The sequence below is a fragment of the Lentisphaerota bacterium genome (assembly GCA_016873675.1).
Classification (GTDB): Bacteria; Verrucomicrobiota; Kiritimatiellia; order RFP12; family JAAYNR01; genus VGWG01.
The window spans coordinates 12,270-29,064 of record VGWG01000029.1 but is presented as its reverse complement, the minus strand read 5'-3'; the positions used below and the strand labels follow the sequence as shown (position 1 = coordinate 29,064).

11 protein-coding genes are annotated in these 16,795 nt (G+C 62.3%); 3 read left to right on the top strand and 8 right to left on the bottom strand.

From position 1 onward, the window contains the following. Positions 1-335: 335 nt before the first annotated feature. Positions 336-1,301: an AEC family transporter gene (locus FJ222_05685; GenBank protein ID MBM4163915.1), complete on the top strand. Its 966-nt coding sequence runs from the start codon at positions 336-338 to the stop codon at positions 1,299-1,301. Positions 1,302-1,430: 129 nt separating this feature from the next. Here FJ222_05685 and FJ222_05680 read toward each other — a convergent pair whose 3' ends face one another. From FJ222_05680 to eda, 8 genes are all read right to left on the bottom strand, one after another. Further along, positions 1,431-3,815 carry a hypothetical protein gene (locus tag FJ222_05680; GenBank protein MBM4163914.1) on the bottom strand — a complete coding sequence of 795 codons (2,385 nt, stop codon included), beginning with the start codon at positions 3,813-3,815 and terminating at the stop codon, positions 1,431-1,433. A 325-nt stretch (positions 3,816-4,140) separates the two neighbouring features. Then, positions 4,141-6,930: a hypothetical protein gene (locus tag FJ222_05675; protein MBM4163913.1), complete on the bottom strand. Its 2,790-nt coding sequence runs from the start codon at positions 6,928-6,930 to the stop codon at positions 4,141-4,143. Between the two features lie 815 nt (positions 6,931-7,745). Beyond that, positions 7,746-10,691, bottom strand: coding sequence for a class I SAM-dependent DNA methyltransferase (locus FJ222_05670; protein MBM4163912.1), 2,946 nt, complete (start codon positions 10,689-10,691; stop codon positions 7,746-7,748). A gap of 138 nt (positions 10,692-10,829) precedes the next feature. Next, a complete protein-coding gene (locus tag FJ222_05665; GenBank protein MBM4163911.1) occupies positions 10,830-11,573 on the bottom strand; it encodes a hypothetical protein in 744 nt (247 codons plus the stop codon). Between the two features lie 243 nt (positions 11,574-11,816). Next, positions 11,817-12,578, bottom strand: coding sequence for a nucleoside triphosphate pyrophosphohydrolase (gene mazG / locus FJ222_05660; protein ID MBM4163910.1), 762 nt, complete (start codon positions 12,576-12,578; stop codon positions 11,817-11,819). Between the two features lie 44 nt (positions 12,579-12,622). Next, positions 12,623-13,294, bottom strand: a complete 672-nt coding sequence (locus tag FJ222_05655) for a hypothetical protein (protein ID MBM4163909.1) — start codon at positions 13,292-13,294, stop codon at positions 12,623-12,625. A 213-nt stretch (positions 13,295-13,507) separates the two neighbouring features. After that, positions 13,508-14,365: a deoxyribonuclease IV gene (locus FJ222_05650; GenBank protein MBM4163908.1), complete on the bottom strand. Its 858-nt coding sequence runs from the start codon at positions 14,363-14,365 to the stop codon at positions 13,508-13,510. A 46-nt stretch (positions 14,366-14,411) separates the two neighbouring features. After that, a complete protein-coding gene (gene eda / locus FJ222_05645; protein ID MBM4163907.1) occupies positions 14,412-15,083 on the bottom strand; it encodes a bifunctional 4-hydroxy-2-oxoglutarate aldolase/2-dehydro-3-deoxy-phosphogluconate aldolase in 672 nt (223 codons plus the stop codon). Between the two features lie 74 nt (positions 15,084-15,157). Here eda and FJ222_05640 point away from each other — a divergent pair, with 74 nt between their 5' ends. Next, the gene (locus FJ222_05640) at positions 15,158-15,607 is read left to right on the top strand and encodes a cupin domain-containing protein (protein MBM4163906.1); all 450 of its coding nucleotides are present in this window, start codon (positions 15,158-15,160) and stop codon (positions 15,605-15,607) included. Positions 15,608-15,666: 59 nt separating this feature from the next. Then, the gene (locus FJ222_05635) at positions 15,667-16,791 is read left to right on the top strand and encodes a Gfo/Idh/MocA family oxidoreductase (protein ID MBM4163905.1); all 1,125 of its coding nucleotides are present in this window, start codon (positions 15,667-15,669) and stop codon (positions 16,789-16,791) included. Positions 16,792-16,795: the final 4 nt, after the last annotated feature.

The following is a 16,795-nucleotide window of genomic DNA, read 5'->3' as shown; positions in this document are numbered from 1 at the left end:
GACGGGTAGCCATGGACATGCAGTATAGGAAATCTATAGCCCGTCAGCAAGCCTTTTCTTCTCTCTTTTAACGGGTTGCGTACATTTGCCCTGCCTTAGGCGAGGATTAGGGTGTGATCGGTTGGCGACAGGGGGTGTGTGAGTGTGTGGGTGTGTGGGTGTGTGAGCGATAAACGCCTTGATCCATTCGCCTGCGGCGCGGCGGCCTGCCTGTGCGTGTACGCACACCCACACACCCACACACTCTCCCGCCCCCCCCCTGTCGCTAACCGACCACCGCAGGACTTCATGCCGCCCTATTTACAGCACCGGGCGTTTGATGATACGCTGGTGGCATGCCCGACTGGTCCGCCCTCTCCTTTGTGTTCGACACGCTGACGCCCATTTTCCTGGTCCTTGCGCTGGGCGCCGCCTTGCGGGCGTCGGGCTTGCTTTCCGAATCCTTTGCGGCAACGCTCAACACCTTTATCTTTTGGGTGGCCTTGCCCTGCCTGCTATTCGACACGATTTCCGGAAGCGCGTTTCAACCGGCGTGCTTCAGCGCTTCTGGGGTGCTGCTGCTAACGACCCTCGTGATTGCCGTGATCGCCTGGTTCGGTGCCGACTGGATGGGCATCGGTCGGGCTTCGCGCGGCGCCTTCTGTCAATCGGTATTTCGCAGCAACAACGCCTATGTCGGACTACCAATTATCCTTTTCGCGACCGAAGATCGGCCCGATGCCGCAGCCATCCTCTCCTTGGCCACTCTGATTTTAGTGCCCTGTCTGATTCTTTACAATGTGCTGGCCGTTCTGGCGCTGACGCCTCGGACGACGGGGACAGACGGGACCATCGCTCGTGTCTCCTGGCTGAGCATTCTTCGGGGAATCGTGACCAATCCGTTGATTGTCAGTTGCGTGGCGGGCGCGCTGGCGTTGGCTGCAGACGTTCATCCGCCGAAGGGCATCGCCCGGACGATCGAGTCCCTGGGCTCGCTCTCGGGGCCGGGGGCGATGATTGCCCTGGGGGCCTCCCTGACGCGCGAACGCCTGTGTTCGGCGTGGCGACCCGCACATCTGGCCACCGCCTTCAAGCTGATTCTCTGCCCGCTCATCGGATGGGGTTTGTCGGTGCTCTGGGGTTTGAATCACGACGCGCGCTTCGTTTGCCTGGTGTATCTGGCCTGTCCAACGGCGGTGGCCTCTTTTGTCATGGCGCAGGCGATGAACGGCGATTCGGTCCTGGCGGCCGGCACGGTGGCGGTCAGCACCGTCTATTCCTGTGTCGCGCTCTCCGTGGTTCTGCTGCTCGCCGGCGGATGAAGCTCGGCGCTGGAGTGGCTCCACAGTCTACGAGGTCAACGGGGGACAGAGAAACAGGACGCTCAACTCGTTCTCCCCACAGACCCTGGCGGGGGCCCCTGTCCCCGAGAGCCCCGAGATCCCCCACGTTCACTCCTCATGGAAATCGAAGCACTGTTTGTAGTCATCTCGCGTGACACAGCGTTTCACAGGATATCCATTGGGGCTGTAGGCATCCAGACATGCTCGAATCATGCTGACGTGTTCGGGCGGCGTATCCGGTTTCCAATAAGCCATCAGCGCAGATTGCATCTCGTTGTTATGCCTCCCGGATCGCCAACGCAGGTTGTGAATGACCGGCAGAGCCGAGCTTTCTCCCAGGCTGAGCATACCCACGGCGGCCGCCATCGCGGCCGGCGGGTAGCGGTTGTTGAGGTGTTTTTTCAGCGTCGGCGCGATTCCAGGCAGACGCGTATCCGTCAGTAATTTCAGCAACATCGGCAGCGCTGTCGGTGGTGCGGCTTCCACTTCCTTCAGCATCATGGCCAATCCTTCGTCTGGAGATTGCCTGGCCATGCCTGCCAGCGCCATCATGCGAAATACGCTGTAGCGCCTCTCACTGGCGATCACACGCTGCAGAGTCTGTTTTCCTTCTGGAAAGCCAGCGCCCATGCGCATCAGCCCGTCCAAAACCCGTATGCGTGTTTCCGGAGTCATGTGCAGATTCGTCTTCTCGATCTTCTCAAGAGCCCGAACCAGGCAGGGGCCTGAGAATGGATCGGCAAGGGTTCGCAATCCGCCAACGACGCGGTCAAAGTCGTATTGACTCTCTTCGGTATAGTCCAAGGCGTCGAGCGTGCTGACGAGCTTCGGCACGGCCGCCCGACAATTCCAGTCTCCCAATTGCCATGCGATATTGGCAACAAACTTGTCATCCAGCTTTTGCACGACCTCCGCCACCTCTTCCGGCGTGGCCCCCTTCATCAGCACCCAGTGGACGCCGGGGCCAACTGTTTCGCTGTCGAACAACTCGTGCTTGAGCAGACTCTGGCGGCGGCTGGGAAAAAGTCCGTCGCTTGCGAGGAAGTCAAGCGTACCTCTAATGTACTCATCGAGATTGCCGCTGTTATAGCCGTTCTGGTAAGGCGTTCCGGGTGGAACAAACTTCATGAGTTCTTCTTCCTGAGTCTTGTCTCCGGCAAGCAAGAGCAGACAGCGCGCGTGGAACCGCACGCGTGCCGGCTCGGCCTCGTCTACCAGTATCTTCTTCAGGGAGTCCTTCTGCGCTTCGGAGAGAAGAACGCCGCAGTTCAGGTGCATGGTGTCATTTCGAAGGTAGGAATCGACAAGCCCGTCGGGCGCTTTGATACCGACGTTGCGGCAGTAGCACAGGAGCTGATAGCCGTTGTTTCTTGAACCCGCCGTGATCTCGCTCGCCGAATAGTTAAGTTTGGCGGGATCAACGACAACACCGGCAGCGCCCAGCACGTCCAGCAGGGATGCGTCGTTCGCGTAGCGCCCGTTCAGCATCCCGTGGATGGTGTCGAGATACGGGGTTGGATCCACAGTCGTCAAGTCCTGCAAGATCTTTTCCCTAGCCGGGCCTTGCGTCGCCTTGAGCAACCCCAGTACCTCGTCAACGGGCGGCATGGCTCCCATCTGAACGAGCATCGAGAAAACCGCTGTATCGCCCCGCGCCAGCCGTTGACGAAGCACGGCGACCCAGGCGGGCACCGGCACCATGGGCAGCATCCACTCGTTAAAAGTTCCCCCCAGAGCCAGGTAGCGCTCCATTGCGTGCACCCGTGCTTTCGCTTTGGCCGTCGTCGGCTCCCAGTGCTCGTCCAGTTCCGTTAGCAAATCGTATTCGGTCAACTCGATCTCGGGCCGCAACGGGAGCTGTGATATATCCTCGGGGATCTGCACCATGCGAGGCCCGACCCAGACCGGCACGGGATGCCAAGACGGGTTGGCCATCACCAAGAAGAACGGGAGTTGGCTGGGACGGGGTTCGTGTGCGGTTGGCGGAAGGTGGACCGTGATGCCCAGCGCCGAGTACTGGGCAAAGATGCGGACATCGCCCAGCAGGCCAAGACACGAGTTGCGTTCACCGATATCAAAAGGAATCTGCGGGGCCAGGACCTCCAATGGGGCTGCTTTGGCGCTTTTTTCCTCACAACTCCGGATTTCCCTTAGAACGGCGACGGCTCGCATGGCAACTTCCGGATCGGGATCACGAGCGGCGGTATTAAGCTGATCCTTGGCGGCAGTTCCGACGTCCAGCAGCGCCTTGCTGGCCTCTTCGCGTGTCCGGTATGTGGGCTCCCCGAGCTGCTTGATCCATCGCGCAACCCGGTCCGGGGGTGACTCGTCAACGCGGGAGGACAAAGCCCAACAGTTCGAGTCAACCATTTCACCCTGCCACCGGATCGCACCGTTGGCGGCGACCATCACGTCCAATCCTGCGGCATCTTCCAGCGCCCAAGCGGGCAACAGCAGTCCGAACGCGACACAGCAAGCACGGGGGGCAATCACCTTCCTGAAGCGGGTATTGATAAGAAATCGCTTTCCAGACTGCACGGGCACACGCCCGCCTGCCTGTGCGTGACTGCGGGCAGACAGGCTGGACCCGGTATGCAGTAGTGATTTCATGGACGAAATGTAGCGAAATTAAGATGGTTGTGTCAATCTCGCCGTCACATGCTCAGCGGTTCCAAATCAAGGGGGATGAGGCTGGGGGCCGACCGCAGTCGGTCCACAGCCGTCCCGCCACAGGTACGGCGGCACCCCGGTAATCGTCATTGTCGCGGCATTCTAGCCTGTGGGTGCCAGCCAGCCGTTGATCAGGCGAACGCGGCGCCTACCGCCACACGCTCCTGCGCTCGGCCCGTTTCAGCAAAACCGACGACAAGGCCTGTCCCCGCGCTTTCAGCAGGGTCTGCCGCCCCTCCGGCGTGCGCGTGTACACCAATTCCATGGGACCGACAGTTTTTTTCCACTGGCCCGCAAAATACGCGGCCGTCTCCTTCTGGCGGGCGAGGATCGTGGGGACCGCATGAAAGTCGCGCCGCACCCACCATCCGAGCAGGCTCTTCCGGATCAGCACATACCGCGGATCCTCGATCGGATTCACCACCTCGGCCAGCGCCTCCAGGAACACGGTCTTCTCATACGTGGTGCCGCCATCCAGAAAGCAGACAGCCCCGGTCTTGTCCGGCAGCGGCTCGGTGCGGACGCGCAGGTTGCGCGCCTCCGTCGTGACGAGGCCGACATGCTCCAGCGACCGCAGCACGGTCTGACCCACCTGCTTGAGACTCCCGGCGAAACTACCGTGCCGCAGCAGCAGCCAGAGCGCCCTGAGGAAGAAGGGCAGACCGACCAGGCAGGCGCCTCCGGTGACGACAGCCAGCAGCCCGAGCAGCATCCTCAGCCCGATACGATTCGCGGCTTCAATCCGGATGGAACTCAGGCAGCACATCATCGCGCTCACGCCCTGCATCAGAATCACGCGGATGGCATCCCTGAAGACGCAGCCGCGCGGCAGGGCGGGTTTGGACGCTTGGATCTCCTGGACCAGGCGCGATCCCTCGGCGCCCTGGCTGAGCGCCTCCAGCCACATCCGCCGCAGGCCCTCCCTGTCGGCTGCGGCCTCCCGCGTCGCGCCGTTGGCCGCATCCATCCGCGCCTCCGTGAACGGCGGTCCGCCCAAGCCCAGTCGGTCGACGCCGTTCTGGATCACCGGCTCGCCGCGCGTGGGCCCCACGAACGCCTGGAAACGGCGGACCAGGGTCTCCCAATCGCCGCCGGGAATGGCCCGCCCGGTCTCGTCCGTGTCGTCCTGCACGCAGACCAGATGCCAAATATTCGCGGTCTTGTCCGGGTTCCCCTTCTCCACGCGGATGGCCCGGCCGCGCATCTGGTTCGACAGCATGTAGGATCCGACAAACGTCGCCAGGATCAACGCATTGACCGACGGCGCGTCCCACCCTTCTCCCAACAGCGACTTCGTGCCCACGAGGACGGTGATGCCGCCGCGCGTGAACAGATCCGTCACAATCCGTACGACACGCGCGTCGGCCCCGCCAACCCCGTTCAGATAGACATAACCCGGGTCGTGCGGCAGGGCGGAGCACCGCAACGCCTCCGGGCCGATCCCGAGCGCCGCGGCGCATTCCAGCAGCAGCGGCACGCTTGCCGCAGGCACCACGACCAGAGAGCCGGACAGTATCCCCAACTTCACGTCGTCGTTCAGGTCCCGCCGCAGCCGTTCAAAAATGGGCGCCACGCCCAGACGAGCCACCGGTTCCTCGTCGCCGACCGTTGCCGGCATGTCGGCGCTGCGGATGAAATCGGTGAGGATGACCAGCCGCAACCGATCCTTGAGCCGGCCGTGCTCCAGTTCAACGATATCCCGGATGCCGGACAGCTTGGAGACGCTGGAGGCCAGCAGCCGGGCCATCTTCGGCGTGGACTGCAGGAACACCCGGCCCCGGTCCAGCGCGCCGATTCGCGCGAGATCGCGTTTGATCCTCGCCGCGACCGCAGCGTGCGGCGCCTCGCGCGCATCGGCGCCTGACAGGAACCCCGAGAGCAATTCCTCCCACCATTCCGTGGTCAGCGCGGGAATCCGCTTCCCGTCGAGCCCCATGACCCGGAGCAACCGCCGCGGCGCCACGCCCCGGACGCGGTTGAGGAAGATGGCAATGCTTGAAAAATACGCCGTCTGATTCAGAATCTCGTCGACATGATTCGCCGGCCGTTCCAGAAACGGATGGGCCTCGATCGCCGCGATAAACTCAGGATCGGACTCCACCTGCTTCAGGATTTCCTGCACGTCCGATCGGAACTTCCGGATCACGGCCCGCTCCTCGCCCGACGGCCGCAAGACATAAACATGGTCCTGGTGCGGACAGAGATTCTGGTCGGCCACGAGTTCCGGCACGGATATCTCGGCGTCGATGGGACCGCACAACTTCTGGTAGCGCTCCCATTCCTGCGGATCCACGTCATACGGCGGCGTGGCGGTGAGCCCGATGATCCTGACCTGCTCGATCCCACCCACGACCGCGTTGAGTGTCCTCCACCATTCGCTCCGGAGATGATGGCACTCGTCAAGAACCACCGTCGTGACACCGACCCGCTGGAGCAGGTCCGCCACGTTGATCGTTGACGCCTTCCTGCGGGAAAGCCTTTCTCCGCCAGCCCGGAGGGGTGCGTCATCGGCTGCATCGCCTGCGTCAGATTCATCCTCCGGGCCCCCGGCTTCAAAACCGGTGACGGCCATGTGAAGCGCCTGATAGGTAATCGAGGTGATGGCGCCCGGATGCCGGATGTCCGTTGAAACCCAGTCCGGCCGCGCCGCCCCCTCCGGCAGGAACATCCCCGTCAGGCGGTCGAGCCACTGGTCGCGAATCGTGAGGGTTGGCGAAAGGACCAGCGCCGGAGCGCCTATGACGCGGATCGCCTCCAGACCGAGAACCGTCTTCCCCGAACCCGGCGCCGCGACCACGTGAAGTTTCCGGTCGTCCAGATGCGAGGCGATCTCGCCGATCACGCGCGCCTGGTAGATTCGCCACGGAAAGCGGAACTTCATCAGTCTGGCAAAACCCGGATCTGCGCTCACCACGCCTCCCCTCTTGTGCCTGGCCATCGACTGACAGGAGGCCCGGCTCTCGTCGAGCCCAGTCGTTGAGGAGAACGCGCAGCGGGCTCCAAATACGGTGGGGGTGCTGGTTGGGTCTTCTGACTCTGGTTTCCTCTGCCGAGAAATCGCACAGTGATAGGTGGAGTTCTGATCTCATCAGTGCGATGAAAATGCATCACGTCAAACACTTCCTGCGTGACCACCTCAAACGCCACCTGAACTGCTGCCTCCACTTCATTCGTGGGACTGCGTCCGTATGTGTGTATCCTGCACTCGTTAGTCCCAACGTTTGTGATCTCCAAGGTGACAGGAAACGCGTGAAGGGCCCCCGGTCCGATCTCAACATCCGCCGCTGGAAGGCCAAATCGATGGGACAGGCCATAGACAGTATTCGTCACCAGCGAGGACCAGACCGCCGGGATTGCTGTTCGGCTAACTTGCGGAGCCGGGTTTGTCTCACCCGGTAGTGAACCCCAAGACAGTATACCGGCACAAATCAGGAGTCTCAGATATGTCGCCTTCATCATGTGTTTGGGCCCAACGTCAGCGGTGAGGCGACGGTATTCCGGTGCCGCCACCGCCTTGTTGTGGCTTCTCCTTATCGAAATCGAGACCGGTCCCGATTTCGATTTCGATCCCGAAAAACCCTGTCTCATCCCTATTTCCCATCCGGCCTCAGGCCGTCGGCTCCACTGAACCCTTGAACCCTTCTCCCCCCGGAAGGGCCGCAAGGGACGGGCCTTGCGTCCCCCATCCCAATCATGTAAATCCTGTAATCCTGTCTGAAATTGCGTGGCTGACGGACATGCATTTTGACATGATTACAATGGACTATGCCCCCGCCTCTTCCCCTTCTTCTCCGCCGACAGCAACGGCGCGGTGAAGCGCTCGTAGAGGGCGAAGAGGAATTCCACGCGCTGGCGGTCGGAGGTGAAGGGCTGCTTGCGATAACACTGGTCAACCGCGCGATCGAGGTCGGCATGGGCCTTGACCAGATCGGCGGGCATGGTCAGCGGGTCGTAAAGATCGGCGAGTGTGGCGAGCGGGTACCGCTTCCGCACATCGAGGACGGCCTGCGCCTTCGCCTCCACGACGGCCTTCTTTTTCGCGTCGCCGGTGAGGCGGCCGGTCTGCCCCTTTGCCTTCGGAAGCGCCGCGTCCTCTTCTTCCCCGCCTTCGTGATACGAGGACCAATAAATCCGTGATGCCGCCTCCCGGACGCAGAAGGCGTCACGATCAGAGACCGGCAAGTTGAATTGCGGCCACGGGAAGGTGTTGTAGACCATCGTGCGCGAGTAGCTGTAACGTGACTCCAGCCGCCCGCCTACCTGCCGCATCCAGGCCATGTGCATGGCCGAGGTCAGCACGCCGAACAGATACAGGTCGGATGTCGGAATGACAAAACATTTGTTGCTCGGAACGACCCACGGTTTGGCGATGCCGATCGGGATGTAATGCCGCCGTTCGGAGGAGACCTCGGGAATCAGGATATAGTCGGTGGACGGCTGCGAGCGGTAAAAAAACAGCCCAGGCGTTTGCGCCGCGCTGCGGGTTGGCGCGGCCGTGCTCTTCGTCCGAAATTCCCGCACCTTCTCGACGCGCCCAAGAACCAGCGGCAGGGCACGAAGGGCTATCGGATCGGCACCTTCGAGCCACAGGCACCAGCGCATGGTGCCGTTGATGAATTCCTCAGAACCCGTATAACGCCGCAGGTATTTATCCGCGCCCGGCTCGGCGGCGAGTAGCGCCGCCTTCTCTTCATCGGTCAGAAGCAGGTTGCCGCCGTCGGACGGCTTGTTGCCGCAACGCATCTCCGGGACGGGCGAGAGCGGCGTCTGCCGCTTCGTGACAAACGCATCCGGCCCCGGCGTGAGATAGGGGCTGATGTTGTCGGTTTCGGTCACGGTGGCCGAACCGTTGCCGGAGTCGTAATCGAACAGCCGCTTGACGGGAATGTCGAAGGCCGCAAAGCCGATAATGACGACGTGGACGTGGGCCTTGCCGCGCGCCTCGCTCTGCCACTGGAACGTCCGGTGCGCGAAGTGGATCTTGATGCGCCACTTGCCGAACAGAAGTCCCCATATCAGCGGCACCTGTTCGCCCTGGGTGATCGAGTTGGTGGACACGAAACCGACCACGACGGCCGAGCCTTGGATGTATTCGGCGGCGCGGCAGTGCCAGCAGGTGACGTAATCCAGATCGCCGGTGTTCTTGAATCTCCCGAACACGGCGGCCATGTCGGCTTTCTGCTCGGCGGTCTGGTAGTGTTTGCCGATGAAGGGCGGGTTGCCGAGCACATAGGAACAGTGTTCGGGAGGCAGGATCGCTTTCCAGTCGAGCCGGAGGGCGTTGCCGAGATGGATATGGGCGGACATGCGGAGCGGCAGGCGCACGAAGTACTGGCCGAAGGCCTCGGAGAGGCGGATGTTCATCTGGTGTTCCATGAGCCACATCGCCACCTCGGCGATGCGGGCGGGCCATTCCTGGATCTCGATGCCGGTGAAGGCGTCCACATTGACGCCGGAGAGCGACTGGACGTCGAGTTCCTGCTGGACCTCTTTGCCGAACAGGTCCTTGAGCACCTCGATCTCCAGCAGGCGCAGTTCGCGGTAGGTGATAACGAGGAAGTTGCCGCAGCCGCACGCGGGGTCGAAGAAGCGGAGGGCACCGAGCTTTTTGTGGAACTGCCTGAGCATGGCCTTGCTGCGCCGGGCCTTCTCGAACTCCGCCCGCAGGGCGTCCATGAAGAGGGCGTTGATGACCTTGAGGATGTCGCGCTCGGAGGTGTAATGGCCACCGGTCTGACGGCGTTCCTTGGTATCCATCACGCCTTGGAAGAGGGAGCCGAAGATCGCGGGGGAGATCTGCGACCAGTTGAAGTCGGTACACCTGACCAGCGCGTCGCGCATGGCGCGGTTGAAGGCGGCAAAGCCCAGTCGCTCTTTGAAAAGCTCGCCGTTGACATGCGGGAAGGCGGCGAGCAGTTCGTCGAGGTTTTTCTGGCGGCGCTCGGGCGGGGTGTCCAGCACCTCGAAGAGCTGGGCCAGAAGCACGCCAAGGTCGGAGCCGTCCTTGGCCGTGCGGTTCTCGATGTAGAGCGTGAAGGTCTCGGGCTCAAACAGGCCGGTGTCTTCGGCGAAGAGGCAGAAGAGGATGCGCACGAGAAAACGTTCCAGGTCGTGGCCCGCATAGCCGCCATCGACCAGCGCGTCGTGGAGGTCGCCGAGGATCGCCACGGCCTTGATGTTGATCGGGTCCTCCTCGCGCAGGCGGTGCTGCTTGTAGCCCGCGATGAAGGCGAGTTCGTGAATGTGCTTGTGCAGGTCTTTGAGGGAAAACTCGGATTTGCTATATTTGCGGGCCGCGAAGAGCGGCAGTTCGATCTGGTCGTCCGGTTCGAGATCGTAGAGGGCGATACGGTCGAAATCCGACAGAAGCACATAACGCGGCAGGTCGTCGGGGCGTTGCTCGCGCGCGAGATCCTGAATGTAGTTGAACGCCTGCGACTCGGCCTTGTCGAGCGATTTGCCGCAGCTCTTGTGCTCGGCGAGCATCACGCCGCGCCAGAACAGGTCGATGTAGCCGTACTGGCCGTTGATCTTGCGGACGGGCTCCTCGAAAGTGGCCAGCAATCGCCGGCGAACGCCGAACACGCCGAAAAACTCGTCCCAGAAGGATTTTGCCTCCGCATCCTCACGGTGCTCCCCGGCCCATTCGCGCGAAAAGCGGATGGCGTTCTGACGGATTTCGTTCCAACTGATCGGCATGCGGGATTCCCATGGCAACGGTGCGGAATGACGGACACGCGGACAGCGGAGAAGATAGCGCGATTGATGGCGGGTGACAAGGCGGAAGTGTGTGGGTGTGTGGTGGGGGCGGCGCGATAATGCGCCGGGGCGGCAACGTCAGCGCGCACCCTCCGGAGGCCCCGTTCGCAGGGCCGCAGGTGGCTGTGCCGCAGTTGGTTCGGCGTTTTGCTTTTTCTTGTACTGGCTGAGTTCGTTCTTGATCGATCCGTACAGGGCGTCCACCCACGGCGGTGCGCCCGCCTTGATTGCGGGGACGCGGCGTACCCGGAAATCCACCGGACTTAGAATCACCTGGGTATTTCGCAGTCCCGTGCGCGCGACGAGGACAAACAGTTCTTCGGCAGCCGCATCACCCATGGCCAGGCAGCCGATCGATACGGCATTGCCATGGATCATAATGTCTCCTCCCAGATTTCTTCTACCCTCCTTCCGGGCTTGAGCGCGGTCGGCCTCATTCGGGTAGTTGAGCCGCAGGGACAGATGAAAGCGGCTATTGGGATTCAACGACTCAATCCGATACATTCCTTCGGGAACTTGCAGGTCTCCTTCACGCAACTTGGGCCCCAAGCCTCCGCTGGCGGCAAGAATGGGGTAGGAACGGATGAAGCGGTACTCGCCATTGGTCCCGGCTGCATACACCTCCAGTTCGCGCTCCGCCTTGAGTCCGATGAGCGTCACCTGGCATGGGGGATAGGCCACACCCGACGCGACAAACAACGGCGCCAGGCGTTCCTGTACGGAGGCGCCATACTGCGCCAGGCGCTCATCAACACTCCTCTCACGGGCGGTTGCGCGGATGGCCAACCCGAAGACAATCGGAAGGAATATCAGCCGTTTCATTGTTTCTCCGCGAATAGTGTTAGTGAGCCTGCATCGGAGGAGAGTCATAGACAATACGCCACCCGTCAACAAAGAAGAGGCTCCATACAGTTATTCCGCCACCAAATGCAAGCATGACGAGCCCCACAATTCTGGCGCTACTCGTTCTCTGTCCACATAGACCCGTCCCCACAGACCCTATGTCTTCTGTATTCTGCCTTCTCTCTTGCAAACACCCCCGAAGGGGGTTTGCAAGCGCCGCCCCTATTCCTCCCGCTTGGCGACCTCCCAGTAGCGGTCGAGCTGCTCGAGGGGGCAGTCCTTCATCTCCACCCCATCGGCTTTGGCGCACGCTTCGACGCGGCGGAATCGGCGGCTGAAGCGGTCGGAGCAGGCCTGCAGGGTTTGCTCGGCATCGACCTCCAGGAAACGGCACAGGTTGACCACGGAAAACAACAGGTCGCCCGCCTCATGGCGGATCGCCTCGATCGACGCGCCTGCAGCGGCCGCCTCGCGAAGCTCGGCGGCCTCTTCGGTGATCTTGGCCAGCGGCCCCGCCGCGTCGGGCCAGTCGAACCCGACGCGTGACGCCTTGGACTGCATCCGCTGCGCGCGGAGGAGCGCCGGGAGCGAGCGGGGCACGCCGTCGAGCACCGAGACGCGCTCGCTTTTCTCAATCTTCTTGATCGCTTCCCAGTTCCTGAGCACGTCGGCGCTGCCGGTCACCGGCACATCGCCGAAGACATGCGGGTGGCGCAGCACCAGCTTGTCGCAGATCGTGTGAGCGACATCGTCCAGCGCAAACTCCCCACGCTCGGCGCGAATGTGGCTCTGGAAGACGATTTGCAGCAGCACGTCGCCGAGCTCTTCCAGGTGTGGACCCGGCGTCCCCTCCTCCATGGCTTCGAGCAACTCATGGACCTCTTCAAGCAGGCATGGCTTGAGCGTCTCCAACGTCTGTTCACGATCCCACGGGCATCCCTCCGGACCCCGCAGCCGCGCCATCACCGCCTGGAGTCGCGCCATGCCGCCGCCAGGAATCCGCTGCTGTGCGTCGTTGTCCATCCCCCTCACACCTTCTGCCACAGAATCCGCAACACCTCTTTGGACAGACTCTCTCCGAAGGTCTCGGCGATCGTGTCGACGCCGCTGCAATCCTGATTCTGAGCCAGCGGGTCGATGCACGACGCCGCGTACAGCCCGGCCGTGATCGCGCCCTTCGCCGAAAGACCGCTACCCACGACCGCCATGGACAGGCGCTCGTAGACATTCAGCTTGCGGCACATCCGGCGCCAGTTCTCCCACCCGTAACACCCGGTATGCTGGCACGGCTCGGTGATGACCTGAACACCCTCCTTGATCTCATCGCCGAGCATCGCGACGACCTCCGCTTCGGGAAGCTGTGTCACCCAAATGAGACGCGTCTCTTTGGCGAGCAGCGCGGGGGTAAACTTTCCGCAGACAGCCTTGACGGCGGGGACACGCGCGATCAATGCCGTCTTAAACCCCTCGAGAATCTGCGTCGCCAGCGGACCCGCTTCGGCCGAGACGCCTGCCTTCGCCAGGACGGCCGAGACGGCGCCCGATCCCGTCTTGCCGCAGAAATACCGCGCGAAAACGACCGGGTCAACCCGAATCCCATGCGGCGCGAGAACGGCGTCTGCCGCATCCGCATAGTCCTTCATCCCGTGCAAAACGGCATAATCGAGTTCCACAAAGACAGCACGCTGTAAAATCGCCATAACGATAGGCTCCACTCTCGGTGTTGACACATTCCTGCGAAAAGACGGCTGTCAAAAATCCGTCTTTCCCGCTTAACGATGCAGTAAGATACCGGGTGAACGGCGCGGGGTCAAGGTCAAGGTTTTTAGACCCCAGGGCAAACGCATCACATTTCGCTGATTTCTTGCGGTTTTTGCGAAAAGTGTTCTTTTTTTTGCAGCAGGGGCAGAAATTTAGATCCCCGCCAGCAACTCGGCCACCTCCCCAGCCCAGCGCGATTCGTCGGGCGTTTCAATAATCAGCGGAATGCCCCGGGAACGGGGGTCCCGCAGCAGCGCGCGAAACGGCTCCCAGCCTATCGCGCCCGTGCCGAGCGGCGCATGCCGATCCACCCGCGAACCGAGCGCGTGCTGGGTGTCGTTGAGGTGCATTCCGCGCAGATAGCGGTCAGCCGGGCCGACCTCGCGCTCGAATTCATCCAGCAGCCGCCGCAGGCCGTCCCCCGTCCGTATGTCGTAGCCGGCCGCCCAGGCATGGCAGGTGTCGAGACAGAACCCCAGGCGCGAGGCGTCCTCCACCCGTTCCCGTATGCGGCCCAACTCGGCCAGGGTCACGCCCAGACAGCCGCCCTGACCCGCAGTGTTTTCGATCACCACCGCGACTTCGGCCGTTTCGACGAGCGCGCGGTTGATCGATTCCGCGACCCGATCCAAGGCCGCCTCCACGGGCAGTTTGTGCAGATGGCTTCCCGGATGCAGATTCAGCATGATCAGCCCGAGCGCCTGGCAGCGCTTCATCTCGTCAATCAAAGCGCCCAGTGAGCGCGCATGCGCGTCGGGGTCGGGATTGGCCAGATTGATCAGGTAGCCCGCGTGGGGTAAAATCTGAGTCGCCGTGTAGCCAGCCGTATGGATCGCCGCGCCGAACCGAGCCTGCTGTTCCACCGTCAGCGCCGGTGCGTGCCACTGCTTCTGGTTCTTGACGAACAGGCCGAAACCAGTCGCCTGCACCGCCCGGGCCGCCATCGGCGCGTGATCGACCCCGCCTGCGGCCGAAACGTGCGGTCCTATAAAGTGCCTGTTTTCCGACATAAGCGCATCCTAAACACAGCGGACGGTTGACTGCGGATACCCCGTCTCACGAAGCCGCCGCCGCGACGGCCTCGCGCGTGAGCCGCTCGATCTCGGTCCAGCGGCCCTCGTTGATCAGCGCCTTCTCGACCATCCAGGAGCCACCGATGGCCGCAACCGTGGGCAGCGCCAGATACGCCCCCATGTTCTTCGCGTGGATTCCCCCGGTGGGAACGAATTTCACGCCGGTGTGGGCGTACGGCCCGGCCAGCGCTTTGAGCATCGCTGCGCCGCCCGCCGCCTCGGCCGGGAAAAACTTGAGTGCTTTCAGCCCCAGTGCCAGCGCGGCCTCGATCTCCGAAGGGGTCATCACGCCCGGCAGGAACAGCATCCCCAACTCGTGCGCTCGTCTGACGTTGGCCGCGTTAAACCCCGGCGCCAGCCCGAAGGTCGCGCCGGCCTCGACCGCCCGCTCGATCTGCTCGGCTGTGAGCAGCGTCCCCGCGCCGAGGCGGACCTCCGGATAGCGCGTCGCGATCCGCTTGATCGCCGCCGCCGCCGCAGGCGTTCGGAATGTGATCTCCATCACCGGCAGCCCGCCACGCAACAGCGCTTCGGCCAAAGGCTCCGCCTGCTCAACCTGATCCAACACCACGACCGGCACAATGCGTTTTGTAAATAGCTGATCCATCACAACGATCCTCTTGCTGTTGACGCCTGACTGCGTCTGTTGTAACATGAACACCGGTTTTAACACGGCATTCAAGCGTAATCGGAATGCCGATGGATTGTCCACTCTAACTTTATAATTTTATGACACGTGCCGATCTAGCGACCATTCAGGGGCGATGCTATCCCGCCCGCCGCCGGACCCAAAATCTGGTTGGGGGCGCTTCACCAATCCAGGCCACAAACTTCGCAGCCGGTTACATCACCCTGGCCCCGGACGGCGGCCAGACCCCGTGGCACAATCAGGAGCAGGAAGAGGTTTATTTCGTGCTGGGGGGGACGGTCGAGGTCTGTCTGGGCACCGAACGCGAGATCCTCTCTCAGGGGCAGGCGGTCTACATCCCGCCCCACGTCTTTCATCAGATCACCAATGTCGGCGCGACCAGCGCCCGCTTCATTTACATCTACGGCCCCGCTGGCGATGTCGCGCACTGGCGGCAGGAACTCGCTGGCACCCTTCCCAAGGCAGGCGTGGACGCACCGCCCCTGCCTGCGGGCGCCAGGCCGCAGTGTACCAACACGGAAATCGTCTAATCACCCGTTACGAAAGGCGTCCCATGGGCGACATCAAGATCCACACCATCGGCATCATCATGAACGGCGTCACGGGACGCATGGGCACCCACCAGCATCTCCTCCGCTCGATCCTCCCGATCATCAAGCAGGGCGGTGTCCGGGTCTCCCCCACCGAGTTCATCGTCCCCGACCCAATCTTGGTCGGCCGCAATCCGATCAAGCTGCAGAAGCTCGCCGAGCTGTCGGGTGTGACGAAGTGGACCACTGATCTCGCGGGCGTCCTGAAGGACCCCGCCTATCCCGTCTATTTCGACGCCCAGGGCACCAATCTGCGTATCCCGGCCGTCAAGCAGGCGATCGCCGCTGGCAAGCACATCTATTGCGAGAAGCCGACCGCGACGAACACGCGGGATGCCTACGCGCTGTACACCCTCGCCAAAAAAGCGGGCGTGAAGAACGGCGTGGTCCAGGACAAGTTGTGGCTTCCCGGTTTCCTCAAACTCAAGACGCTCATGGAGCGCGGCTTTTTCGGCGAGATTCTGTCCGTCAAGGGAGAATTCGGCTACTGGGTGTTTGAGGGCGACACGGTACCGGCCCAGCGCCCGAGCTGGAACTACCGCAAGCAGGACGGGGGCGGCATGGTCATCGATATGCTCTGCCATTGGCGTTATGTGATTGACAACCTGTTCGGCCCGATCAAGGCGGTCTCCTGCCTCGCGGCCACGCACATCAAAAAGCGGGTCGACGAGAACGGCAAAAAATATCCCTGCACCGCCGACGACGCCGCCTACTCGACCTTTGAGCTGGAGAACGGCGTGATCGTCCACTTCAACTCCTCGTGGTGTACCCGTGTCCGGCGCGACGACCTGCTGACCGTCCAGGTCGACGGCACCCAAGGTTCAGCCGTCGTCACCTTGCGAGACGTCTTCATCCAGCCCTACGGCGCCACGCCGCGGCCCGTGTGGAACCCCGACATCCCGCAGCCGATCAACTTCTTCGACGACTGGCAGAAGATGCCCGATCAGATGAGCTTCGAAAACGCCTTCAAGGTGCAGTGGGAGCTGTTCCTGCGCCATATCGCGCTCGACGAGCCGTTCCGCTGGTCCCTGCTCGAGGGTGCCAAAGGCGTGCAGCTCGCCGAGAAGGGCCTCGAATCGTCCAGCAAGCGGGCCTGGGTCACCCTCCCGGTCCTGAAAGCCTAAGCAG

Excerpts from the sequence above, each read along its gene's own strand:
- eda (MBM4163907.1), bottom strand. The coding sequence starts at position 15,083 with ATGTTACAACAGACGCAGTCAGGCGTCAACAGCAAGAGGATCGTTGTG.
- FJ222_05685 (MBM4163915.1), top strand. The coding sequence starts at position 336 with ATGCCCGACTGGTCCGCCCTCTCCTTTGTGTTCGACACGCTGACGCCC.
- FJ222_05655 (MBM4163909.1), bottom strand. The coding sequence starts at position 13,294 with ATGGCGATTTTACAGCGTGCTGTCTTTGTGGAACTCGATTATGCCGTT.
- FJ222_05675 (MBM4163913.1), bottom strand. The coding sequence starts at position 6,930 with ATGGCCAGGCACAAGAGGGGAGGCGTGGTGAGCGCAGATCCGGGTTTT.
- FJ222_05650 (MBM4163908.1), bottom strand. The coding sequence starts at position 14,365 with ATGTCGGAAAACAGGCACTTTATAGGACCGCACGTTTCGGCCGCAGGC.
- FJ222_05665 (MBM4163911.1), bottom strand. The coding sequence starts at position 11,573 with ATGAAACGGCTGATATTCCTTCCGATTGTCTTCGGGTTGGCCATCCGC.
- FJ222_05670 (MBM4163912.1), bottom strand. The coding sequence starts at position 10,691 with ATGCCGATCAGTTGGAACGAAATCCGTCAGAACGCCATCCGCTTTTCG.
- FJ222_05640 (MBM4163906.1), top strand. The coding sequence starts at position 15,158 with ATGACACGTGCCGATCTAGCGACCATTCAGGGGCGATGCTATCCCGCC.
- FJ222_05635 (MBM4163905.1), top strand. The coding sequence starts at position 15,667 with ATGAACGGCGTCACGGGACGCATGGGCACCCACCAGCATCTCCTCCGC.
- mazG (MBM4163910.1), bottom strand. The coding sequence starts at position 12,578 with ATGGCGCGACTCCAGGCGGTGATGGCGCGGCTGCGGGGTCCGGAGGGA.